This is a genomic window from Parabacteroides sp. 52 (genome assembly GCF_010500925.1).
Classification (GTDB): domain Bacteria; phylum Bacteroidota; class Bacteroidia; order Bacteroidales; family Tannerellaceae; genus QVMG01.
Genome location: NZ_QVMG01000002.1, coordinates 77,531 through 101,527, shown reverse-complemented (window position 1 = coordinate 101,527; position 23,997 = coordinate 77,531). Strand labels below are relative to the sequence as shown.

The 23,997-nt window shown below is 42.4% G+C and carries 19 protein-coding genes and 1 tRNA gene; 13 read left to right on the top strand and 7 right to left on the bottom strand.

Annotated elements, in window-relative coordinates; all coding sequences use genetic code 11:
• Positions 1–7 precede the first annotated feature (7 nt).
• A complete protein-coding gene (locus D0T51_RS02835) occupies positions 8–595 on the bottom strand; it encodes a TetR/AcrR family transcriptional regulator (RefSeq protein ID WP_163724878.1) in 588 nt (195 codons plus the stop codon).
• A gap of 154 nt (positions 596–749) precedes the next feature.
• Here D0T51_RS02835 and D0T51_RS02830 point away from each other — a divergent pair.
• The 10 genes from D0T51_RS02830 (at position 750) to galE (ending at position 9,545) form a co-directional block, all read left to right on the top strand.
• A tRNA-Met gene (locus tag D0T51_RS02830) sits at positions 750–821 on the top strand.
• Positions 822–1,342: 521 nt separating this feature from the next.
• Positions 1,343–2,863: a DUF3078 domain-containing protein gene (locus tag D0T51_RS02825; protein ID WP_239056656.1), complete on the top strand. Its 1,521-nt coding sequence runs from the start codon at positions 1,343–1,345 to the stop codon at positions 2,861–2,863.
• 196 nt (positions 2,864–3,059) lie between these two features.
• On the top strand, positions 3,060–3,488 hold the full coding sequence (locus tag D0T51_RS02820; RefSeq protein ID WP_163724875.1) for a SoxR reducing system RseC family protein: 429 nt from the start codon (positions 3,060–3,062) through the stop codon (positions 3,486–3,488).
• 2 nt (positions 3,489–3,490) lie between these two features.
• Positions 3,491–4,351, top strand: coding sequence for a Fe-S cluster domain-containing protein (locus D0T51_RS02815; RefSeq protein ID WP_163724872.1), 861 nt, complete (start codon positions 3,491–3,493; stop codon positions 4,349–4,351).
• Between the two features lie 11 nt (positions 4,352–4,362).
• On the top strand, positions 4,363–5,694 hold the full coding sequence (gene rsxC, locus D0T51_RS02810) for an electron transport complex subunit RsxC (protein ID WP_163724869.1): 1,332 nt from the start codon (positions 4,363–4,365) through the stop codon (positions 5,692–5,694).
• Positions 5,695–5,705: 11 nt separating this feature from the next.
• On the top strand, positions 5,706–6,665 hold the full coding sequence (locus D0T51_RS02805) for an RnfABCDGE type electron transport complex subunit D (protein ID WP_163724866.1): 960 nt from the start codon (positions 5,706–5,708) through the stop codon (positions 6,663–6,665).
• 2 nt (positions 6,666–6,667) lie between these two features.
• On the top strand, positions 6,668–7,309 hold the full coding sequence (locus tag D0T51_RS02800) for an RnfABCDGE type electron transport complex subunit G (protein ID WP_163724863.1): 642 nt from the start codon (positions 6,668–6,670) through the stop codon (positions 7,307–7,309).
• On the top strand, positions 7,306–7,893 hold the full coding sequence (locus tag D0T51_RS02795; RefSeq protein WP_163724860.1) for an RnfABCDGE type electron transport complex subunit E: 588 nt from the start codon (positions 7,306–7,308) through the stop codon (positions 7,891–7,893). Before D0T51_RS02800 ends, D0T51_RS02795 begins: the two co-directional genes overlap by 4 nt.
• Before the next feature lie 14 nt (positions 7,894–7,907).
• Complete coding sequence (gene rsxA / locus D0T51_RS02790) at positions 7,908–8,480, top strand: electron transport complex subunit RsxA (RefSeq protein ID WP_163724857.1); 573 nt, start codon at positions 7,908–7,910, stop codon at positions 8,478–8,480.
• Positions 8,481–8,510: 30 nt separating this feature from the next.
• Positions 8,511–9,545, top strand: coding sequence for a UDP-glucose 4-epimerase GalE (gene galE / locus D0T51_RS02785; RefSeq protein WP_163724854.1), 1,035 nt, complete (start codon positions 8,511–8,513; stop codon positions 9,543–9,545).
• Between the two features lie 104 nt (positions 9,546–9,649).
• Here galE and D0T51_RS02780 read toward each other — a convergent pair whose 3' ends face one another.
• The 6 genes from D0T51_RS02780 to D0T51_RS02755 all read right to left on the bottom strand — a co-directional run bounded on the left by D0T51_RS02780 (position 9,650) and on the right by D0T51_RS02755 (position 15,392).
• On the bottom strand, positions 9,650–10,270 hold the full coding sequence (locus D0T51_RS02780) for an HAD family phosphatase (protein WP_163724851.1): 621 nt from the start codon (positions 10,268–10,270) through the stop codon (positions 9,650–9,652).
• A 15-nt stretch (positions 10,271–10,285) separates the two neighbouring features.
• The gene (locus tag D0T51_RS02775; RefSeq protein ID WP_163724847.1) at positions 10,286–11,530 is read right to left on the bottom strand and encodes a DUF1015 domain-containing protein; all 1,245 of its coding nucleotides are present in this window, start codon (positions 11,528–11,530) and stop codon (positions 10,286–10,288) included.
• Between the two features lie 54 nt (positions 11,531–11,584).
• Positions 11,585–11,944, bottom strand: coding sequence for a four helix bundle protein (locus tag D0T51_RS02770; RefSeq protein WP_163724844.1), 360 nt, complete (start codon positions 11,942–11,944; stop codon positions 11,585–11,587).
• A 45-nt stretch (positions 11,945–11,989) separates the two neighbouring features.
• Positions 11,990–12,907: an NAD(P)-dependent oxidoreductase gene (locus D0T51_RS02765; protein WP_163724842.1), complete on the bottom strand. Its 918-nt coding sequence runs from the start codon at positions 12,905–12,907 to the stop codon at positions 11,990–11,992.
• Between the two features lie 12 nt (positions 12,908–12,919).
• Positions 12,920–13,990, bottom strand: a complete 1,071-nt coding sequence (gene serC / locus D0T51_RS02760; protein ID WP_163724839.1) for a 3-phosphoserine/phosphohydroxythreonine transaminase — start codon at positions 13,988–13,990, stop codon at positions 12,920–12,922.
• A gap of 130 nt (positions 13,991–14,120) precedes the next feature.
• Positions 14,121–15,392 (bottom strand): replication-associated recombination protein A, encoded by a 1,272-nt coding sequence (locus D0T51_RS02755; protein WP_163724836.1) that lies wholly within the window; start codon positions 15,390–15,392, stop codon positions 14,121–14,123.
• An 876-nt stretch (positions 15,393–16,268) separates the two neighbouring features.
• Between D0T51_RS02755 and D0T51_RS02750 the strand changes: the two genes are divergently transcribed.
• The 3 genes from D0T51_RS02750 (at position 16,269) to D0T51_RS02740 (ending at position 23,983) form a co-directional block, all read left to right on the top strand.
• Complete coding sequence (locus tag D0T51_RS02750; protein ID WP_163724834.1) at positions 16,269–19,496, top strand: SusC/RagA family TonB-linked outer membrane protein; 3,228 nt, start codon at positions 16,269–16,271, stop codon at positions 19,494–19,496.
• Between the two features lie 21 nt (positions 19,497–19,517).
• Complete coding sequence (locus D0T51_RS02745) at positions 19,518–20,993, top strand: RagB/SusD family nutrient uptake outer membrane protein (RefSeq protein ID WP_163724831.1); 1,476 nt, start codon at positions 19,518–19,520, stop codon at positions 20,991–20,993.
• 107 nt (positions 20,994–21,100) lie between these two features.
• Positions 21,101–23,983, top strand: a complete 2,883-nt coding sequence (locus tag D0T51_RS02740; protein WP_163724828.1) for a pitrilysin family protein — start codon at positions 21,101–21,103, stop codon at positions 23,981–23,983.
• Positions 23,984–23,997 lie beyond the last annotated feature (14 nt).

Genomic DNA, 23,997 nt, shown 5'->3' with positions numbered 1-23,997 from the left:
CGCTGATTTACTTAATCTTTATTCCGTTGAATATTAAATTGATCACATTATCTCTCCGCTTAATCCGCTGCTGTATAGTATCACCCATCAATCCCCGTATATAAGGGACTTCCAATCCTTTCAAACTATGATGAAGTACAAGCGCTGTCACTTCCGTGTCCGGCATTTGAAAAACACCTTCTTTCACCCCATCGTCCAGAATACCTTTGATAATATCTATTTCCCGCAAATCGAAGCTTTTCCTTACCTTCTCTACCCGCCAGATATCCCGGAAAAAAGTAGCCCGCAATGTGCCATTGCGAAATACCAATGCCTTGACTGTATCCAAACGGGTATAGATAAAATTAATGAGTTTTTCATCGGCCGGTAATTCTTTGGCAGCGACATCAAGCAACATACGATGCAATTTGTTCAACTCCGACTCCACTACGGCCAGATACACCTCATTTTTACTTTTAAAATAGGTATAAAGCGTTCGCCTTCCTTTACGGGAAGCCTGTGCAATATCGTTCATGGTGGTATTGTCTACCCCCATGCGGGCAAACAATTGTCTTGCCACATCCACTAACATATCCCGTGTCTTCGATACTGTCATACGATGTATTGCACATTTTGATTAAAACTGTGCGCAAAAGTAGATAAAAAAGATGGTATCTACCAAGCATAATAAAAAAAAGTTGCCATAAATTTGTTTTCATAAAATAAAGCATTACCTTTGCACTCGCAATCAGGAATGATAGCAACTATATCGCGGAGTGGAGCAGTGGTAGCTCGTTGGGCTCATAACCCAAAGGTCGTAAGTTCGAGTCTTGCCTCCGCAACAAAACCGAAAGAGTCACTTTTTAGTGACTCTTTTTTTTTGTGCCCTCTAATAAAATCACCCCGGATCACGGAATTTTGCAAGCCTCCAATACAAGGACAATACTGTTGCCGATGGGCATCGGCAATATTGCTGAACACGTTCGACAATATTGCTGAACAGCATCGTCAATGTTGCCGATGCCCATCGGCAATAGAATTTCCCCGGCATAAACAAAATAAAATAACAACCCTCTTTAAACCTTTGTCCGATTATTCAGTCATAACAATACAAGATCAATCCATATTGATCAACATAAAGAGTTATAGGTTTTTATGTATTATTCTTTAAGGTTCAAACCCAAAACCCTTCCGATTCGTGAGAATAGGAAGGGTTTTCTTCTGCCTCCCCTCTTGACTGATTGTTATAGGATGTAAAAAGATTAGCTGGTCTCATTCTTTTTCAATACTTTTGTCATCCTGATATTTATCTGTTTATAAATGATATAGAATGATGAAAAATCGACATATATATATAGTATGTATGTTTTTGTGCCTGTTCGGGATAATAAATGCACAAGATGTGACTTACCAGACCCTTTCCACAACACACCCATCCACTCAACAAATGGCACCGGACACAATCCCGGTGATACAAATAAAAGAGGTGGATTTATCCGCCATAAGCGACCTGCGCTCTCAATTTGAAAAACAAAACAAGACATACGCCTCTCCCCAACGCCCCAGCCAGGCTTTGCAACGCTTTCTGGACAAAGACAAACTGGAGATGTCGGAGGAAGCAAAAAGGCTGGCCCATGCCACGATGGACAGCACCCTCTTATTCGCCCCGAACATAACCTATAAAGACACCGTCATAGCCAGCCCTTTCCTTATGCCACTCGTATTCAAAGGCATGCAATTGCCGGAAAACATACGTTTTTACACGCCTTATTCTTTTCAGGAAAAAGACGATCTCTCTATTCCTTTTGCCGTTGCCGAGATATATCCCGAGTTCAAAAGAAAAAAAGAGTTTACTGATAAGGTTTTCCAATACATAGAAAGAAACCGGCCGGATCTATTCAAGTATACGGAAAAGGACCTTCCCCAGGATAAGTTCCAACCGGCTCCTATCCAGAAAGACATCAAAGAGATATACGAAAACTCCCCCATTCCTGTGCAAACGAATGTGGAAATCAATGATATACAAGCCCCTCCCCGCTTTCTGGAAAGACTTTACTGGAAATCGGCCTTTGAAAGCGCCATACAGTTTTCCCAAAACTATGTATCCCCCAACTGGCATAAAGGAGGAACCAGCAACCTGAACCTGTACACGCGCAATTACATGAGGTATGATTACAAAAAAGACAAAACACAACTCACCAACGAGGTCGAATTGAAAATAAGTGCTTATACTGCACCCAAAGACACCTTGCGTAACTACAAAATGGGAGACGACCTGTTGCGTATACATAGTAACTTTGGATATCAAGCTTTCAACAAATGGTACTATACACTTGACGGAGAAATCAAAACACAGCTTTTCAATAATTACAAAGAAAACAACCGCATCAAATTATCCGCTCTTCTCGCACCCGTAACCGCCACCTTTGGTATTGGTATGAAATACGAATTGAAGAAGAAATACAAGAACAAACACAAAAACCTGGCTTTCTCTCTGAATATGGCCCCTTTTTCTTATACCTACATGTATAGCCGGATCAAAGACCAAAAGACAATGGACCTGGGACGGCACGGTTTTGAAAAAGACCCCGAGACCGGTATATTCAAAAATTCACTCAGCCAGTTCGGTTCGAACGTACGGGCAGATCTAACCATCAACTTCAACCGCAACGTGTCATGGACTTCCCGTTTAAGCTATAAAACCAGCTACGAAAGGGTAGAATGCGAGTTTGAGAACACATTAACAATGGCCATCAACCGCTTTTTCTCCACCCGCATCTATGCCCATTTGCGTTACGACGACGGTATTGCTAAAACAAAAGACTTTGACAACTATTTTCAATTGAACGAATTATTAAGTTTCGGATTCAATTACAAATGGTAAACATATACCCTTTAAGATTTAAAAGCTGGAAAGTAAAAACAACTATTTATTTTCAAAAAGTCACCCCTCACTTATTTTCTCTTTCATCTTTCAAATAATTTCTTCTTTTAGACAAATAATAATATTTGTTAATCCCAATGTCATATGCAAATAATACTTACTTTTGCGGTGATTTTGTAATGTCGAGATTACAACCATGAAAGAAAACATACGTCACAACGGAATCGTAGAACGCATTGAAGCTAATAGTGTATTTGTTCGGATCATACAACAGTCCGCCTGCGCGGGATGCCATGCCCGTTCCATGTGTTCAGCCTCAGACAGCAAAGTCAAAATAATAGAGGTGACTGACCGGTCCGGTAGATTTCACATAAACGATGATGTCATGATATGCGGCCAAAGTTCCTTAGGACTTCAGGCCGTTTTATTTGCATTTGTCATTCCCCTGGTCTTGGTTTTCGGGGCTGTTGCCTTGGGCATGACAATCGGTTGGAGTGAGACCCTAAGTGCCCTGGCCGGTTTACTATTGTTAGTCCCCTATTACGTCTTATTATATGTCATGCGCGACAAACTGAAAAGACGCTTTGTATTCACCTTGGAATTAGAAAAACAAAACTACGAATAGAAATGATTTTAATTGCCGCTATTTCATTGGGAGTGATCGGTGCCATCAGCGCTGCGTTCCTCTATGCCGCCTCAAAGAAGTTTGAGGTATATGAAGATCCTCGTATTGCCGAGGTGCAGGAGGCATTACCTGCTGCCAATTGTGGGGGATGTGGTTTCCCGGGTTGTTCCGGATTTGCCAATGCCTGTGTAAAAGCTGACGAATTAGACAATTTGTATTGCCCGGTAGGGGGTGCAGAGGTCATGTCGGAAGTGGCTAAAATATTAGGCAAAGAGGTGACAACCGCCGAACCGATGGTCGCTGTTGTCCGTTGCAATGGCAACTGCAATGCCCGTCCCCGCAACAACACATACGATGGGGCTCGGACCTGTGCAATCGCTTCCACACTCTACGGAGGAGAAACAGGATGCTCCTATGGCTGCCATGGATTTGGCGACTGTGTATCGGTATGTAACTTCGACGCCATTCATATCCATCCGGAAACCGGATTACCGGAGGTGATCGAAGACAAATGTACAGCCTGTGGCGCCTGCGTCAAGGCCTGTCCGAAAAACATTATCGAACTGCGCAAGAAAGGGCCTAAATCCCGCCGTATCTTTGTCAGTTGCATCAACAAAGACAAAGGGGCAGTGGCCAAGAAAGCCTGTAACAATGCCTGTATCGGTTGCGGCAAATGTGTGAAAGAATGCGCCTTTGAAGCCATCACGTTGGAAAACAACCTGGCTTATATCGACTATACGAAATGCCGCTTATGCCGCAAATGCGTAGCGGTTTGTCCTACGGGTGCCATCCACGAGCTCAATTTCCCACCGAAGAAAGAGCCGGCTGCAGAGACTAAAGTAAAAGAAGAAACAATACAATAAAATCGAATAGTATGCTAAAGACATTTCGCATCGGAGGTATACATCCACCCGAAAACAAATTGTCGGCAGGGAAAAAGATTACTCCTTTGGCATTACCCCAACAAGTAATCGTTCCGCTCAGTCAACATATCGGAGCACCGGCAACAGCTGTTGTCAAAAAAGGAGATTTGGTGAAAGTAGGTACATTATTGGCACAAGCCACCGGATTTGTATCTGCCAACATACACTCTTCCGTTTCGGGGAAAGTAAACAAGATAGACAATGCACTGGATGCCAGTGGATATCGCCGCATGGCCATTTATATCGATGTTGAAGGGGATGAATGGGAAGAATCGATCGACAGAAGTGAAACGATTGTAAAGACGACCTCCCTGACTGCAGAAGAGATCATCAAGCGGGTTGCCGAGGCCGGCATTGTGGGTCTAGGCGGTGCCACATTCCCCACACAGGTAAAACTGACACCTCCTCCCGGCAATAAGGCGGAGATACTTATTATCAATGCAGCCGAATGTGAACCCTTCCTTACCTCCGACCATATGTTGATGATGGAGAAAGGCGAAGAAGTACTGATCGGCACCAGCCTCCTGATGAAGGCGATCCATGTGACAAAAGCCGTCATCGGTATCGAAAACAATAAAAAAGACGCCATTGCCCATCTGCAGAAGCTGGCAGTCGAATACAAAGGGATAGAAATACAACCTTTAAAGACACAATATCCACAAGGAGGTGAAAAGCAACTCATCGACTCCATCATTCGCCGACAAGTGAAGAGCGGAGCACTCCCCATCTCAGAAGGAGCGGTAGTGCAAAATGTAGGAACTGCCTTTGCCGTATACGAAGCTGTCATAAAGAACAAACCGCTGATCGAACGGGTAGTAACCGTTACAGGGAAAGAGGTGGCGAACCCCTCCAACTTCCTGGTACGCCTGGGCACCCCCATCACCGAATTGATAGAGGCTGCCGGTGGACTGCCTCCCCGTACAGGTAAGATTATCGGTGGAGGACCAATGATGGGAAAAGCACTTGTCAACACCGAAGTTCCGGTGACAAAAGGAAGCTCCGGCATCCTGATCCTATCCGAAAAGGAGGCTGTACGCAAACCAATGGAAAACTGTATCCGCTGTGCCAAATGTGTGAGTGCCTGCCCGATGGGATTGAACCCGACACAATTAATGACAGCTACCGAGTTTACCCAATGGGATCTCGCAGAGAAAAATCATATCACAGACTGTATCGAATGTGGTTCATGTAGTTATACCTGCCCTGCCAACCGTCCTTTATTGGATCACATCCGCTATGGAAAAGGGAAAGTAATGGGTATCATACGCGCACGCAAATCATAAACAAACGGAATATGGAGAATAAATTATACGTATCGCCTTCCCCGCATATTCATGGAGGTGACAGCATAAAGAAAAACATGTATGGTGTATTGATAGCCCTTATTCCGGCTTTCCTGGTATCACTTTACTATTTTGGATTGGGTGCATTGATTGTAACCCTTGTCTCGGTTGCATCCTGTGTGTGCTTCGAATACCTGATCCAAAAGTTCATGATGAAAAAAGAACCGACAATCTATGACGGTTCGGCTATTCTTACCGGCTTGCTCCTGGCATTCAACCTACCCTCGAACCTGCCGGTATGGATCATTCTTATCGGTGCACTGGCAGCGATCGGTATCGGTAAAATGCCGTTCGGAGGATTAGGGAATAATATATTGAACCCGGCCTTGGTCGGTCGTGTCTTCCTGTTGATCTCTTTCCCGGCACAGATGACTACCTGGCCGGTGCCGGAGGTGATGTCAATGCATTACACAGATGCTCAAACCGGAGCAACGGTGCTTTCCATGCTTAAAGGAGGTACGGAAAATCTGCCCTCTTACATGAATATGTTATGGGGAGATATGGGAGGCAGCCTCGGAGAAGTAGGGGCTATCGCTCTTATCCTGGGCTTGATCTTTATGTTGGTACGCAAAATCATTACCTGGCATATACCTGTTGCTATTCTGGGAACCGTTCTTGTCTTTACCGGTATTATGCACAGTGTAAATCCGACTGTATACGCCAATCCGCTGATTCACCTTTTATCCGGCGGTCTGTTATTGGGAGCTATCTTTATGGCTACCGACTATGTCACTTCGCCTATGAGTAAAAGCGGCATGATCGTATACGGTATAGGTATAGGTGTACTGACCACAGTGATACGTCTTTTCGGTTCCTATCCGGAAGGTATGTCATTCGCTATTCTGATAATGAATGCACTTACTCCGCTTATCAACAGCTATATGAAACCTAAACACTTCGGAGGAAAATAAGCATGGAAAAACTAAAATCAACTTTGCCTAATATGTTTCTGTCGCTGACGATCATCTCGCTCTGCGCAGGTGCTATCCTGGCCACAGCAAATATGTATACCGCCGGTCCCATTGCCTTATCCAAGGCGGCGGCTTTAGAAAATGCCATCAAAGAAGTGGTACCGCCATACGATAACAACCCGTTAACAGAGGCTTATAATGCTGTCACCACAGAAGGGGATTCATTAACCATTTATCCGGCGACCAAAGAGGGTAAAGCCGTAGGTGTTGCCGTAGAAAGCAACAGCAGAAACGGATTCAATGGAGAGATCCAGGTGATCGTTGGATTCGATACCGCCGGTACATTGGTAAACTATTCCGTTCTTCAACATGCAGAAACCCCCGGTTTGGGTTCCAAGATGCAGGAATGGTTCCGTACAGACAAAAACAAACAGAGCGTGATCGGGCGCTCCTTGTCTCAGGGCAACCTGAGCGTGAGTAAAGATGGTGGAGATGTAGATGCGATAACCGCTTCTACCATCACCAGCCGGGCTTTCCTGCATAGCATCAACCGTGCATACAGTGCTTACAAAGGAACGGACAGCCAAACAGGGGCTACCACCGCGACAGAATCAACAGAAACAAAGGAAGGAGGGATCGAATGAACCATCTAAAAACATTGACAAACGGAATCCTGAAAGAGAATCCTATATTTGTATTATTATTGGGAATGTGTCCTACCTTAGGGACTACCTCTTCCGCGATCAACGGGTTAGGAATGGGATTGGCTACAACATTTGTACTGATCTGTACCAATTCCGTGATATCCGCACTTAAAAACCTGATCCCCGACCAGGTACGTATACCTTGTTATATTGTTGTAATTGCTTCGTTTGTAACCGTCTTGCAGATGAGCATGGAAGCCTTCGTGCCGGCATTATACGCCAGCCTGGGTATCTTTATTCCCCTGATTGTTGTAAACTGTATTATCCTGGGACGCGCCGAGGCCTTTGCCGCCAAAAACGGAGTGTTTGCCTCTGCCCTGGACGGCATTGGTATTGGATTAGGTTTCACACTCGCCTTGACATTGTTAGGCTCTGTACGCGAACTATTGGGAACAGGAAAATTATTTAACCTGACCATTATGCCGGAAGAGTTCGGTGCTCTTATCTTTGTTCTTGCACCGGGTGCTTTCATCGCTTTGGGATTCCTGATTGCCCTTGTTAATAAATTACGAAAAGTATCCTAAAATAAATCTGAGTTATGGAATATATATTGATATTTATAGCCGCTGTATTTGTAAATAATGTCGTATTGGCACAATTCTTAGGCATATGCCCTTTCTTGGGTGTATCTAAAAAGGTCGATACAGCGATTGGAATGGGAGCTGCCGTAACATTTGTATTGACGATTGCCACCCTGGTTACTTTTCTGATTCAGAAATATGTATTGGATGCCTATGGACTGGGATACCTGCAAACCATATCTTTTATCCTTGTCATTGCCGCCTTGGTGCAATTGATGGAGATTGTACTCAAGAAAGTATCCCCTGCCTTATACCAGGCGTTAGGCGTATTCCTTCCGTTGATCACAACGAACTGTTGCGTACTCGGGGTAGCCATCCTGGTTATTCAAAAAGATTATAATTTATTACAAGCAATCGTATATGCCGCTTCTACGGCTATTGGATTTGCTTTAGCTTTGATTATCTTTGCAGGCATAAGAGAACAACTGGAGATGACCCATGTTCCGAAAGGCATGAAAGGTACTCCTATAGCCCTTATCACTGCCGGTTTACTGGCAATGGCCTTCATGGGCTTCTCGGGTATTGTATAATCATCATGATGATCTAAAATAACAACCAAAATGAAGAAGAAAATCTTAGTAACAGGAGGAACCGGATATATCGGCTCACACACTGTGGTGGAACTGCAAAATGCAGGTTACGAAGTCGTTATCATCGACAACCTATCCAACTCTAACATCGAAGTATTAGACGGCATTGAGAAAATATCGGGTATCCGTCCGGTATTTGCCCAGCTTGACCTGAACGATAAAGAAGGTGTTCGCAACGTATTGAAAGAGAATCCCGGCATCAAAGGCATCATTCATTTCGCTGCCAGTAAAGCCGTTGGAGAATCCGTTCACAAACCTTTATTATATTACAGAAACAATCTTGTAACCCTGGTCAACCTCCTGGACCTAATGCCCGAGTTTCATATTGACGGGATCGTGTTCTCTTCTTCTTGTACGGTATACGGACAACCCGATATTCTTCCAGTAACAGAAGACGCCCCTATCAAACCGGCACTTTCTCCTTACGGAAATACCAAGCAGATCAACGAAGAAATCATCCGGGATTGCATCCATGCAGACCTCCCATTCAAAAGCATTATCCTGCGTTACTTCAATCCTATCGGAGCGCATCCCAGCGCTGAGATCGGCGAACTGCCTAACGGAGTGCCTCAGAACCTGGTGCCCTTTGTCACGCAAACAGCCATGGGTATCCGCAAAGAATTGAGTGTATTCGGAGACGATTATGATACCCCTGACGGATCTTGTATCCGCGACTATATCAATGTGGTAGACCTGGCAAAGGCACACGTGATTGCTATCGACCGTATGTTGGAAAACAAATCCGACGAAAAACTGGAAATATTCAACCTGGGAACCGGCCGGGGCGTATCTGTTCTTGAATTGATCCACGCATTTGAAAAAGGAACCGGTGTAAAGGTGCCTTATAAAATCGTAGACCGTCGCGAAGGAGATATCGAAAAAGTATGGGCCAATCCGGTACATGCCAATACCGTATTGGGCTGGACAGCGAAAGAAACAGTGGAAGACACATTAGTCACTGCCTGGAACTGGCAATTGAAACTACGCGAACGCGGCATACAATAAATCAAGACGATTCGTTTCGACGCATAGAAGATAAAATAAAAAATACGGAGAAAGGAGTGTATAACTCCTGATTCTCCGTATTTTTTTATATATACTCTTGTTTTTCAACCAAGAAGGGAAGCCACCTTCTCCCTCCAGTCCTCTCCATTGGCCGGTTGGTATACATGAAAGCCGAGCGATACCCCTACTTCCACATTTCTTTTTCCATCGTCCACAAACAAGGTCTCTTCTGGTATCAGTTGGGCATCTGCCAACATATAGTTGAAAATACGCACATCAGGCTTTGTCACACCGATCTCAAAGGATGCATAAATCTTATCACAATAGTCCGTCAACGGGCGACCGGCCGGACTAAATGCCGGCGTTCTGGCCCATCCCATAATGACCGGATTCGTATTGCTTAAGATATACACATTGTATTGCTGACGGAGTTCTTCCATATAATCCAATTTTTCCTGGGATACATGAAGTAGAAAACCCATCCAGCCGTACGTGATCTCTTCAAGGGTCAAAGGCTTTCCGGCATGTTTACTCAATTCCTTTTGAAAAGTGTTCATATCTACCTTTCCATTTTCAAACTCCAGGAAAAGCCCTTTCTGCTCATAAGGATCCAATAATTCAGCGGCATCCTTCACCCCTACTTCCTTGAAACGATCAATAGGCCGCTGTGTATCCAACTCGATAATCACACCGCCTAAGTCAAAAACGATATTTTTTATTGCCATTCGATTTTCTTTTTCTCAATCCAGTTTGTGGATAACCAAGCCCGAACGCAGTTTAGGTTCAAACCAGGTTGTCTTCGGTGGCATGATATTTCCTGTATCCGCTATATCGATCAATTGTTTCATCGAAACAGGATACAAAGCCAAAGCGACTTTCATCTCGCCGCTATCCACACGCTGTTTCAATTCGCCTAAACCACGAATCCCTCCCACAAAATCAATCCGTTTATCCGAACGCAGGTCTTTAATCCCCAAGATCTCATCCAATATAAGATTCGAAGAGATGGTTACATCCAAGACTCCGATCGGATCATTGTCATTGTACGTTCCCGGCTTAGCCGTCAGTGAATACCATTTTCCATCCAGATAAAGCGCAAAGTTATGCAAGGCCTGAGGTTTATATATCTCCGTTCCTTTATCTTCCACCTCAAAGTTTTGCTCTAACCGGGCCAGAAAGTCGGCATTACTCAGTCCATTCAGGTCTTTCACCACACGATTATAGTCGATGATAGTCAACTGATTCGCAGGGAAACAGACAGCCATAAAATAATTATATTCTTCATCCCCCCGGTGATTGGGATTCTGTTTTGCCTTTTCATTACCCACCAGAGCAGCAGCGGCAGAACGATGATGTCCATCCGCGATATAAAGAGCCGGCATGCGTTCAAATAATTCGGTGATACGGTCTATATCTTTTTCATCTTCTATCAGCCAGAAAGTATGGCCAAAACCATCCAACTTTGCCACAAAGTCATATTCAGGTTCACGAGCCGTATATTTCATCACGATAGAATCGAGCGCGACATCATCCGGATAAGCAAAGAATACCGGTTCGATGTTCGCATTATTCACACGTACATGTTTCATTCGGTCTTCCTCTTTATCCCGTCGGGTCAATTCATGCTTTTTGATCTTGCCCGTCATATAATCCTCTACATAAGCGCAAACGACCAGTCCGTACTGCGTACGTCCGTTCATTGTCTGGGCATATACATAATAATGTTCTTTTTCATCCTGTACCAGCCATCCTTTTTCCTGAAACAGAGCAAAATTAGCTGCTGCTTTCTGATAAACAGCCGGATCATGTTCGTCCATTCCTTCCGGGAAGTCGATCTCCGGCTTAATAATACGATACAGAGACTTCTCATTACCTGCCGCTTCCGCACGAGCTTCTTCCGAGTTCAACACATCATAAGGGCGGGAAGCCACTTCTTCGATCAAATTCTTGGGTGGACGTATTCCTTTGAAAGGTTTTATTTTCATGTTATCTAACGATTAGTGATTAACGATTAGTGTTTAGTGTTTAGTGATGAGTGATTAGTGATTAGTATGTGTTTTAGCAGTTTTAATGCTGGCTGTTATTAACCTTAACAACTCTTCTGCATTATCCTTTAAGCTAACAAAGGCTTTTTCTGTAATAAAATCTGCCTGATGGAGCAACTCCAACCAATAAACACTTTCATTACACTCCTTTTGAGCTATTGCCAGTTTGTGAATAAAGTCAATTTTACTCTCCGCAAACTCACTTTCACGTTGTAATGCACCTACAGCTGTACCAGAACGGAGAAGTTGTTTGGATAAAACATATTCCCCTTTTTCTTTACATAAATATTTGTAAAGACTTACAACTCTCAAGGCAAAACAAAAGCTTTTCTCTCGTAAAGGTCCTGGTTTCATAATCCTGCCGATTAAACACTAATCACTAAACACTAATCACTATAATCAGTTTACTTTAAATTTCTCATTCCCATTTTTAATAAAGTCCACAATCTGTTCGGCAGCGGCAATACCGGCATTGATATTGGCTTCCGCAGTTTGTGCGCCCATTTTCTTGGGAGTAGCGAAGTAACGGTCGCCGTACTTTTCATTCAACTCGGTATGGATGGCCGGTTGGATATCCGAAAGGTATATAAAGTCGGGACGTTCTTCGAACATCTTTGTCAGTCCGGCTTCGTCGATGACTTCTTTGCGCGCGGTATTCACAACGATGGCCCCCTTGGGCAAAGTGTTCATCAGAGCAAAGTTGATCGAACCTTTTGTCTCAGCCGTTGCCGGGATATGCAAGGATACGATCTGACATTCCCTGAAAAGTTCTTCGGTCGAAGCAACAGCTTTCACTCCATCTTTTTCAATCGATGCCACAGGGGTATAGGCGTCGTAGGCATAGATATCCATACCGAAACCTTGGGCAATGCGTGCTACGTTCCGTCCCACATTGCCATAAGCCAGGATACCCAGTTTTTTACCTTTCAATTCCGTACCGGCTGTGCCGTTATAGAAGCGACGCACGCCGTACACCAACATCCCCATAACCAGTTCGGCCACAGCATTTGAGTTTTGCCCCGGTGTATTCATCACCACCACCCCATGGGCGGTAGCGGCTGCCAGGTCTACATTGTCGTAACCGGCTCCGGCACGTACCACGATTTTTAACTCCTTGGCTGCGTCCAACACCTCGGCATCCACAATATCACTGCGGATAATAATCGCATGCGCCTCTTTTACGGCATCGAGCAACTGTGCTTTTTCCGTATATTTCTCCAGAAGGGCCAGTTCGAAACCGGCACCTTCTATTACTTTTCGTATACCATCCACCGCGACTTTCGCGAAGGGTTTATCGGTTGCAATAAGTACTTTCATGGGTAATCTTTATTACTTATTCATTTTTTCAAATTCCTGCATGCATGCCACCAACGCTTTCACACTCTCTATCGGACAAGCATTGTATGTAGAAGCGCGGAAACCACCTACCGAACGGTGCCCTTTGATTCCGACCATTCCTCTTTCTTTGGCAAAGGCCATAAAGTCGGCTTCTTTGTCTTTATAAGCGTCTGCCATGACAAAGCAGATATTCATCAACGAGCGGTCTTCCGTCTTGGCCGTTCCGACAAACATCGCGTTGCGATCGATCTCATCATAAAGCAAAGCGGCCTTTTCTTTATTGATCTTGTACATGGCTTCGAGCCCGCCTAATTCCTTCACCCACTTCAAGGTTTCATACATCACATAGATAGAGAATACAGGAGGGGTATTAAACATGGAACTGTCTTTGATATGCGTACGGTAGTCGATGATAGTCGGTATCTGCCGGTCTACCTTACCCAGAATATCTTCCCGGATAATAACAAAAGTAACCCCGGCCGGACCTACATTCTTCTGGGCTCCTCCGTAAATCATTGCATATTTGGAGACATCCACCGGACGACTCAATATATCGGAAGACATATCGGCAATCAGGTTCACCGGAGAGTTGATATCCGTATGTATCTCTGTCCCGTATATCGTATTATTTGTGGTGATATGGAAATAATCCGCATCCGTAGGAATCGTATATTCTTTCGGGATATAGGTGTAATTGAGATCCTCAGAAGAGGCTACCACCTCTACCTCTCCAAACAATTTGGCTTCTTTGATCGCCTTCTTTGCCCATACTCCGGTTTGCAAATAAGCCGCTTTCTTTCCCAAAAGGTTAAAGGGCACATAACAAAATTGTGTACTGGCACCGCCCCCAAGGAATAATACTTTATAGCCTTCCGGTATATGTAATAACTCTTTCCATAATTGTTCTGTCTCTGCCATCACACGCTCCCAGCCCGGAGTACGGTGTGAAATTTCCAGAATACCAATACCTGTTCCATCAAAGTCGTTGATTGCTGCCAAGGCGGATTCAATGGCTGATTTCGGCAAAATACAGGGTCCTGCGTTAAAATTGTGTTTCTTCATACCCATTTCATTTTAAAATGTTATATAATATTTTAGTAACTTTATTTCCCAAAACAAGCGACAAATATACAGCTTTTATTCTCCCAGGCAATCTTTCCGAAAGATATTACCACAGAACAAAATCATTTTATCACTCAAACCGATCTCCCCACAATCGTTTCATCTGTTCCTCCAATTTTCCTTCTGCCGGATTGCGTTGTGCTTTCCAAAAGCGTTGCTCCTTCGTTTCCGGCGGCAGATACTCCTGGGTCACAAAATTCCCTTCATAACTGTGGGCATACTTATATTCTTTTCCGTAATCCAGTTCTTTCATCAACTGGGTCGGTGCATTGCGCAGATGCAAAGGCACAGGCAAATTACCGGTCTGATTCACATACGCCAAGGCTTCGTCTATCGCCAGATAGGCCGAATTGCTCTTCGGACTGGTTGCCAGATATACCGTTGTCTCTGCCAGGATAATCCGTCCTTCCGGCCATCCGATCTTGCGTAACGACTCAAAACAGGCATTGGCCAACAATAATGCATTGGGATTGGCCAGACCGATATCTTCCGCTGCCGAGATAAGCAAGCGACGGGCAATAAATTCCGGGTCTTCCCCTCCGGCTACCATACGGGCCAACCAATAGATGGCGGCATCGGGATCACTGCCGCGGATCGATTTGATAAAAGCCGAGATAATATCATAATGCATCTCCCCTCCTTTATCATAAGCTGCCGGATTTTCCTGCAAACGCTCCACCACCTTCTCATCCAGGATCTCCACCTCTTTACTCTCTTCGGCCGAAACAACCAATTCGAGGATATTCAACAGTTTTCTTGCATCTCCTCCCGAATAACGCAGGATCGCATCTGTCTCGGTGAAGCGAATCTTCTTTTCTTTCAATAAGACATCCTCTCCTATCACCCGGTGCAACAGGGTCAACAGGTCTTCTTTATCCAGAGATTTCAGGACATATACCTGGCAACGGGATAATAACGGGCGGATCACCTCAAAAGAGGGATTCTCCGTCGTTGCTCCAATCAATGTAACGACACCTGTCTCCACCGCACTCAATAAAGAGTCTTGTTGCGATTTACTGAACCGATGGATCTCATCAATAAAAAGAATAGGGGATACGGTATTGAAAAAACGATTGCTTTTCGCTTTCTCAATCACCTCCCGTACATCTTTCACTCCTGAGCTGATCGCACTTAAGGTATAAAAAGGAGCATCCAATTTATGGGCAATGATCTGCGCCAAGGTGGTTTTACCCACGCCCGGAGGCCCCCATAAGATAAAAGAAGGAACCCGTCCGGCATCAATCATTTTCCGCAGTACAGCTCCTTTCCCCACTAAGTGCTTTTGCCCTATGTAATCATCCAGCGTCTTCGGACGCATTCTTTCTGCTAAAGGTTGACTCATGACAATGACAAAAGTCGTATTTTTTATTCACTTCGCAAAAGGAATAAGAAAGAAAATAAAAAGAAAAACAACTGTTAAATAACAGGTTTTCGTGTCATTTTGAAAGCAACAGGAAGAGACTAAACAGAAACGCAGGGCTATATTCTATCAATATGTCACATTTCATTTCAAAACACCATACAAAAAGCCAGATCCACACCGCCAATACACACCAGGCAATACATAGTTAATAAAAGAGAACGTTCACCCTCCTTCCTTTTCCATAGAATCAAAAAACGATACACGACCTATACTATAACACATTTAAAGAGAGGCAATTCTGTTGCCGATGGGCATCAGCAACATTGCTGAACACGTTCGACAATATTGCTGAACAGCATCGTCAATATTGCCGATGCCCATCGGCAACAGAAAACTCTCCCTAAAAACAGAGAATAAAAAAACGCTCTTCCCCTTTCAATTTATCCATTTTATAAGCAGATTCAAACAAAAACCGCCAACAAGTCAAGACTAAACAAAGACAACCAACAATATGTTATAATAAAACGCGCCTCGCGATTCAAAGGGTTTGACCATCTGTTTTTTCTTATTTTTTGCAAAAAGATATATGAAAAACTGTTTTTATTTAAAAAAATTATTACTTTTGCCACAATGCTGAAACTGCGTCAAAGCTATTTTGTCTTAAAAAGGCAAAAACACAAGTCGCTAAAATTAACGAAAAGACACATTTAGAAAGTTGACAAAAAGCTTCATTTTCATCCAAAAAACATAACAAAATGAAGAAACAATAACAATGTCACTCTATATTATATATGTGGGATAAGGTTTACAAATTATGAGATTTTTCAATATAAGTTTAATAAAAAGAGTGTATTTATGATGAAAAGATTGACTTATTTTCTCTTTTGCTTAGTTATGAGTATTGGTATAGCGCAAGCTCAGACTACAAAAATAACAGGGAATGTTATTTCCGCAGAAGACAACGAGCCTATTATTGGTGCATCAATAATGATCAAAGGCACAAGTACAGGAACAGTAACTGACTTCGAGGGTAATTTTACGCTAGAGGTTCCTAGTGCAACAAAAACCGTACAAGTATCATTTGTTGGGATGGAGACAATGGAAGTAGCCGTCAAACCCAGAATGAACATCGTTATGAATGTCAGTTCACTGGCTTTAGGAGAAGTGATGGTCGTAGCTTATGGAACAGCGACCAAGCGTTCCTTTACCGGTTCTGCTGCCAAAGTGGAAGGTGAAAAAATCGCCCAAAAGAATACTTCTGAGATCAGTAAAGCACTTCAGGGTGAAGTAGCAGGGGTACAAGTATTCAACACCAGTGGACAACCCGGTTCAAATGCGGTAATCCGTATTCGTGGTATTGGTTCAGTGAACTCAAGCAATGCACCTATTTATGTAGTAGACGGTATTCCTTACGAAGCCAACATCTCAGGGATTAACCCTTCAGACATTGAATCAATGACTGTATTAAAAGATGCAACTGCAACCGCACTTTATGGTTCACGTGCTGCCAATGGTGTGATCTTGATTACAACCAAAAAAGGTCAAAAAGGTAAAACCAAAGTGGAAGCAGAAGTAAAATATGGTATAAGCCAACGTTGGATTCCGCTTTATGACAAAGTAGAGGACCCGGAACGTTATATGGAATTAACCTGGGAAGGGTTGAAAAACAGAGGACAATATATAAATGGCCTGGAAGAATCAGCTGCTCGTCAATGGGCTAGCGGAGAAATCTGGGGTGGCAAATTAGGGATTAACAATGCCTATAATATGTGGAACGCTACGGGTACGGATTTTATTGATCCGACAACAGGGCGAGTAAAAGACGGTGTACAACGCAAATTCACTCCGGAGAAATGGGAAGACCATATTTTCCGTACAGGGGAAAAGGTTGAAGGAGACGTGAGAATCTCCGGTGGTTCTGACAAATTGACTTATTTTACTTCTTTGGGATACTACAAAGAAAAAGGGTATTATATGGGATCTGACTTTGAACGTTTCAATGCCAGAAGCAATTTGGTGAATGACGTAACATCTTGGTTGAAAACAACCATGAACATGGGGTATACCAATATCAAAAGCAGCAACCCCGGACAAACGGACAATATGAATAACGGATTCCAGTATGTGAACTTCATGGCTCCCATATTCCCAGTGTTCGAACGGGATGAAAACGGTGCGCTTATTCCGGATGAAGTGGTAGGCGGATACCGGTACGACTATGGAGAAAAAGGACGTCCTTATGGAGCAGCCGTTAACCCTGTAGGGGTTATCAATCTGGATGATAAAACAACTGAAACTAACTTGTTCAATGGTAATTACCTGGCAGAAGCCAGATTCTTGAAAGATTTCAAATTATCATCCAACTTAGGTGTTCAATTTTCTAGCATGAGATACAACAATTTGACAAATCCATATTACGGAGATGCCAAATCAGCCTACGGACGTATTGCCAAAGAACAACAAACACAGAAAAGAATCACATTCAACCAAGTACTTTCATATACAAAAGAAATTGGTGATCATAACATTGATGTTTTCGTAGCCCATGAAACCGACAGATATAAACTCTCTTGGATAAGTGGTGAAAAATCGCTGCTTGTCAGAGCAGGTGTTACAGAATGGACGAATGCAGTTATTATGCAATCTATGGATTCTGAGACTTGGGAATACGCTATTGAAAGTTATTTTGGACAAATCCGTTACGATTACCAAGACAAATACCACTTCAATGCTTCATTGCGTAGAGACGGTAGTTCACGTTTTTCTAAAGGAAACAAATGGGGTACTTTCGGTTCTATCGGTGCTGCCTGGGTTATCAACAAAGAATCTTTCCTTTCTGATGTGTCATGGCTTAAAAATTTGAAATACAAATTAAGCTGGGGAAAATTAGGAAATCAGTTCCTGAATACAGGTTATAGTAGAGCAAACTATTACCCTTATGAAGATTTATATTCAATCAGCAACATGAACGACAAACCGTCTTTCACTTTCCAATACAAAGGAAATCAGAATCTGACTTGGGAAAAAAGCTCGACGATCAATACAGGGATCGAATTCAACATCTTTGATAGATTAGAAGGAGAAGTTGAAGTCTATCGTAGTTCTACCACCGATATGTTGTTTATGAAACAAGTTGCTCCTTCTCTGGGATATGCTCAATATCCTGTAAATGATGGAGAAATGGTTAATACCGGTATTGAATTCAACCTTACGGGACATATCATCAATACGAATGATTTCAAATTTGATATCAGACTAAACGGCGGACATTATAAAAACAAAATGGGAAAAATGCCTTTAGATGATACCACCGGAGAAAGAAAACCTATTGAAGTAAGAAGTAGTAGTTCTGCCTGGGCCAAAGGGCACTCCATCAGAGAATATTACATCAAAGAATATGCCGGTGTAAACCCTGAAACAGGATTAGCAGAATACAATCAATATGTAAATGTAAAAGCAGACGGTACGGAAGAAATCATTACAGAGATGGAAACTTACTTACACCGTAACAAAGGTAATATCGGTACTATAAAAGTAAATAAAACCAGCAATTATTCCCTAGCTACACAAAAATTCATCGACAAAACATCTATACCGACAATCAGTGGTGGTTTCGGACTTGACTTGGATTATAAAGGCCTTACATTCAGCTCGACTTTCACCTATGCTTTGGGAGGTTATGCGTATGATAATGTATATGCAACTTTAATGAACAGTGGTGCTGCGGGTAATTACAACTGGCATAGCGACATTGAAAAACGCTGGACACAACCGGGAGATATCACGGATGTCCCCCGTCTTTCCGCAGGTGGTGACACGTATGCTACAGCACTTTCAACACGCTTCCTTACCAAACGTTCTTACCTGAACCTGGCCAATATACGGATCGGTTATACATTCCCTAAATCGGTATTGAATCATATCAAAGTTGCCGGTTTGTCAGTATATGTAACGGGAGACAACTTATTTACCGTTTCTGCACGTAAAGGATTCGTTGCAATGGCAAGCGAAACAGGAAGTTCAGACCGTAGCCATTACCTGCCGGTAAGTTCAGTTACAGGTGGTATTAAAATAGATTTTTAATAATTTAATTGATAAGAATTTATGAAAACATATAAAAAAGGAATAGTTATCGGCTTAGCAGCTATTACGTTAACAGCTTGTTCAGAGAGCTTTTTAGAAAAGAATCCGAATGGCTGGGTCACCACGGAGCAAATGGAAGAAAATGCAACATGGAACCCCAACATCCTGCTTGGACAGGCTGCCGGGATTGTATCCACCACCTTCGCCTATGGCACAGGAGGGATAAGTGGTACAAACCACGATGATTTTGGACAAAAATCTATTGATATCGCTACCGATTTAATGAGTGGTAATGTGGTTAGCTCCAGTTATTCATACGGCTGGTTCCAGACAGATGCTATGTTAACCAATAATACTTCAGACAGAACCAAAAGAGCCTATTCTTTCTGGCGTTACTATTATCGTATCATAAAGGCTGCCAACACTATTCTCGACACAGTCGGGGGGGATGGCAAAATGCCGGACGAAGGAGATAGTAGAAGAAATTTTTACGGTCAAGCAAAGGTTTTACGTGCGTATGCTTATTTTAATCTGGTAAACTTATACGCTCGTCCTTATGATGTAGCAAAAAGTGAAAAAGCAGTACCTATCTACAAAACGCAATTAACAGCAGTAGCAGAACCAGCAGCAACGGTAGATGAGATTTATACTTTTATCATCAATGACTTAAAAGAAGCCATCACTGCTTTGACTAACGAAACCAGAAGTGATAAGACTGCTCCGGACATCAATGTAGCTAAAGGATTCCTGGCATATACCTACTTGTCAAAAGGAGAATATGCATTGGCAGCTCAAACAGCGAAAGAGGTGATCGAAGTAAACGCATACCCGATGTTAACAAAAGATGAATTGACAACTACCGGATTCAACAACATCGATAACCACAGTTTCATGTGGGCAATCGATTTGACATTGGACAATTCACCTGCACTTCCTACCTTCTGGGGTATGTTTGACTATTTCACATACGGATATGGTAGCTTAGGTAATTACAAAGAAATACCTGACAATCTATATGCAGAAATTCCTGCCACAGACAAACGGAAAGATTGGTTCCGTGGAGGTGCTCCCTATTTAGGATGGTGGAAATTCTATGATGCTGCCAGAAAACCTGCCGGAGATGCCTTGTGGACGAATGACGAAGTCTATATGCGTATGGAAGAAATCTACTTGATAGCAGCCGAAGCAAGCATACGTGCGAATGATTTGGAAGGAGCCAAAGTGGTTCTTAAATCATTCTTGAGCGAAAGAGATGAAGCAGCAGCTGAGGCCATTGAAGAGATGAACAGTGATCAGTTATTGGAGCTTATGTATTATAACTGGCGTGTTGAAATGTGGGGAGAAGGACGTGGCTTGTTAACAATGAAACGTTTCAAAAAAGCAGTCGTTCGCGGAGGCAACGATGCTACTTACCCTGGTAAAACGATTGATTACACAGACAGCCGCTTGTATTTCCAAATTCCAACAAGCGAAATCACAAACAACCCTAATCTCTAATAGAATATTAAATTAGAATACTATGATAGAACGAGAAATTCTGAAAAAAGAGTTCTCGTTCTATCTCATTTATAGAACAAGAGTTTGAACATAATAATAAACGACAAATGAAAAAGTTCTTTCTACTATCAGTCATTCTATGTTTTATTCCCACACTTATTCATGCGCAGGGGCTGAAAGGGCTCAAATTGCAAAATGGATTAACTGTATATATATGGGAAGATTCCTCTAAACCGGATGTATTTGGCATGGTGGGTGTCAATGTAGGATCCTCATCGGATCCAGAGAATCTAACCGGATTAGCCCATTACCTGGAACATGTAATGTTTAAAGGTACTGAAAAGATCGGTACGGTCGATTGGGAAAAAGAACGGCCGCTTTATGAACAAATCATTGCCAAATATGATGAAATGGCAGCAACAGACGATGCTACACAAAAAGAAATATTGGCTAAAGAGATAAACAAACTAAGTATTGAAGCTGCACAATATATGGCTCCCAACGAATTCTCTTCGCTTACGGAAGAATTAGGAGGTTATGGTTTAAATGCCGGTACTTCATGGGACTACACAGTATACTACAACTCATTTCCTCCCTCTGAAATCTATCGTTGGTTGGAATTGAATTCCGAACGTTTTATCAATCCGGTATTCCGTGCTTTCCAATCCGAATTGGAAACGGTATACGAAGAGTTCAATAGATATGAGGATCAACAAGGAAGTCAGGTTCAAAACTTTATATTGAAAAACATATTCCCCGGACACCCTTATTCCCGTCCAATCATTGGTAAACAGGAACATTTGAAAAATCCGAAACTAAGTTCCTTAATTGACTTCTATAACGAGTGGTATGTGCCTGAAAACATGGTATTGGTATTAGTGGGAAACATTAAAACATCACAAGTACAAGCACTTATACAAGATAAATTCGGCCGCTTACCGGCTAAAAAATCTCCGGAGAGAAAAACATATCCGGATTGGGATATCAAAGGACGTAAATCCGTTTCTGCCAAATTAACCCCCTACCCTCAGATTCAATTAGCATTTCAAGGTATTCCGAATGGACATCCCGATGATATCGCTTTAGATATATGTATGTCTTTGCTTTCTAATAGCAGCCGTACCGGTTTATTGGACAAATTGGTACTGGAAGGCGACTTGATGACTGCTTTTTCAGGTGTAAACAGCTTCCGCGACCAGGGTAGAATTGTAGTCGGTGCCGTACCTTATTTCGACATCAATCAAAGACGCTTTAACTCATTGAAAGATACGGAAAAGATCATCCGGAAAGAAATAAAAAAATTACAAGACGGAAATATTGAAGAATGGTTACTGCAATCAATCAAAGAGACAGAAATCCGTCAATTTGATTTGTTATTCGAATCATCTGCTACCAAAGCGAATTTACTGGTATCTGCATTCATGAATAACGAAGATATAGGGGAAATCCTGGCATACAAAGATCGCGTTGCCGCAATTACATTGGACAACATAAAAACAATTGCCAAAAAATATCTTACCAATGACTTTATTGCCATTGAATTGCAAGAAGGTAAAGCTCCTAAATCAACCAAACTGGATAAACCGCAATACGATCCAATCATTCCGTCAAGAGATGCAGAATCAGCTTATGCTGCCAACTTCTCGAACTTACCAGTAATGAAAAAAGCACCGGAATTCGCGAATCTGGAAGATGTAAAATCTAAAAAAATAAACGATCTGTCTAAATTGTTCTACACCAAGAATGAAGAAAACGAAATTTATACATTGACTTTAAAATACGGAGTAGGAACGGCTCAAATGCCTAAACTGCGTTATGCCGTTCAGTTAATGAACAATGCAGGTGTCATGGGACAGTTCGAACCGCAGGAATTAAAACAAGAGTTCAGTAAATTAGGGACTTCTTGTCGTTTCCGGGTGGATGATAGCTATTTGTATGTTGTAATGGAAGGCTATGAATCTACACTTCAAGAGTCATGTAATTTATTAACACGGCAAATATTGATGCCCAAACTGGAAGAAAAACAGTTGAATAGTATTATCGGTAGTCAGATGCAATCCAGAAGAGTGGAAAAAGATTATACCGACATACTTAAAGATGCACTTTTTGAATATTTATTTTACCAAGACAAGTCTGAATATATAGACAGATTGCCGATAGAAGATATTCGTTCGATGAGTGTGAGCCATCTAACTGGTGAATTCTCTCGGGCAACAGACTATGAAGCCGAAATTCATTATGTCGGTAATATGAGTTTTGATGATGCCTATGAAATTTTGAGCAATAACCTGCCCTTAAAAGCACAGGAAAAACCATCCACCTCACCAGAAGTAAAAGAAGTCGTTCAATACAATGAAAATACAGTCTACTTCTTACCGGATAATGATGCACAGCAGAGCGCTATTTATTTCCTTATAAACGGAAAACCTTACCATATAAAAGATAAGATAGCGATTAATGCCTTCAATCAATACTTCAGCGGAAGTTTTAATGGTTTGGTAATGAAAGAGGTGCGCGAATACAGATCCATGGCTTACACCGCCTATGGCCGCTTTGTAACCCCTCCGATTCAACAAAAGAATATCTATATGGACGGATTCATTGGTACGCAATCGGATAAAACGATTGATGCTATTGAGTTGTATCTTTCTTTATTAAAAGAGATGCCGGAGTATCCAAACAGAATAGAAAACATCAAAGGTTTTTTATATAAGGTGATGCTGACAACCAAACCTTCTTTCCGGAATGCCAGTCAACGGTATGAAGCCTGGAGAAAGTTGGGGTATACTGAAGATCCTGCAAAAACAGAATTATCTGTTATAGAAAACCTAACATTTGAAGATCTGATGCAGTTCTATCATACAGAAATCAAAAATAAACCCATTGCCATTGCTATCATTGGTGACCCGAAACAAATAGACACCAAAGAATTAGAAAAATTCGGCAAAGTGATCCGACTGAATAAAGCGAAATTATTTTCTACGAAATAAAGCAGAGCTTCTTA

Bases quoted from the DNA above. Each gene is read 5' to 3' on its own strand.
- D0T51_RS02835 (WP_163724878.1), bottom strand. From the start codon at position 595: ATGACAGTATCGAAGACACGGGATATGTTAGTGGATGTGGCAAGACAA.
- rsxC (WP_163724869.1), top strand. From the start codon at position 4,363: ATGCTAAAGACATTTCGCATCGGAGGTATACATCCACCCGAAAACAAA.
- D0T51_RS02750 (WP_163724834.1), top strand. From the start codon at position 16,269: ATGATGAAAAGATTGACTTATTTTCTCTTTTGCTTAGTTATGAGTATT.
- galE (WP_163724854.1), top strand. From the start codon at position 8,511: ATGAAGAAGAAAATCTTAGTAACAGGAGGAACCGGATATATCGGCTCA.
- D0T51_RS02775 (WP_163724847.1), bottom strand. From the start codon at position 11,530: ATGAAAATAAAACCTTTCAAAGGAATACGTCCACCCAAGAATTTGATC.
- D0T51_RS02770 (WP_163724844.1), bottom strand. From the start codon at position 11,944: ATGAAACCAGGACCTTTACGAGAGAAAAGCTTTTGTTTTGCCTTGAGA.
- rsxA (WP_163724857.1), top strand. From the start codon at position 7,908: ATGGAATATATATTGATATTTATAGCCGCTGTATTTGTAAATAATGTC.
- serC (WP_163724839.1), bottom strand. From the start codon at position 13,990: ATGAAGAAACACAATTTTAACGCAGGACCCTGTATTTTGCCGAAATCA.
- D0T51_RS02740 (WP_163724828.1), top strand. From the start codon at position 21,101: ATGAAAAAGTTCTTTCTACTATCAGTCATTCTATGTTTTATTCCCACA.
- D0T51_RS02755 (WP_163724836.1), bottom strand. From the start codon at position 15,392: ATGAGTCAACCTTTAGCAGAAAGAATGCGTCCGAAGACGCTGGATGAT.
- D0T51_RS02765 (WP_163724842.1), bottom strand. From the start codon at position 12,907: ATGAAAGTACTTATTGCAACCGATAAACCCTTCGCGAAAGTCGCGGTG.
- D0T51_RS02745 (WP_163724831.1), top strand. From the start codon at position 19,518: ATGAAAACATATAAAAAAGGAATAGTTATCGGCTTAGCAGCTATTACG.
- D0T51_RS02805 (WP_163724866.1), top strand. From the start codon at position 5,706: ATGGAGAATAAATTATACGTATCGCCTTCCCCGCATATTCATGGAGGT.
- D0T51_RS02825 (WP_239056656.1), top strand. From the start codon at position 1,343: ATGTTTTTGTGCCTGTTCGGGATAATAAATGCACAAGATGTGACTTAC.
- D0T51_RS02815 (WP_163724872.1), top strand. From the start codon at position 3,491: ATGATTTTAATTGCCGCTATTTCATTGGGAGTGATCGGTGCCATCAGC.
- D0T51_RS02780 (WP_163724851.1), bottom strand. From the start codon at position 10,270: ATGGCAATAAAAAATATCGTTTTTGACTTAGGCGGTGTGATTATCGAG.
- D0T51_RS02800 (WP_163724863.1), top strand. From the start codon at position 6,668: ATGGAAAAACTAAAATCAACTTTGCCTAATATGTTTCTGTCGCTGACG.
- D0T51_RS02820 (WP_163724875.1), top strand. From the start codon at position 3,060: ATGAAAGAAAACATACGTCACAACGGAATCGTAGAACGCATTGAAGCT.
- D0T51_RS02795 (WP_163724860.1), top strand. From the start codon at position 7,306: ATGAACCATCTAAAAACATTGACAAACGGAATCCTGAAAGAGAATCCT.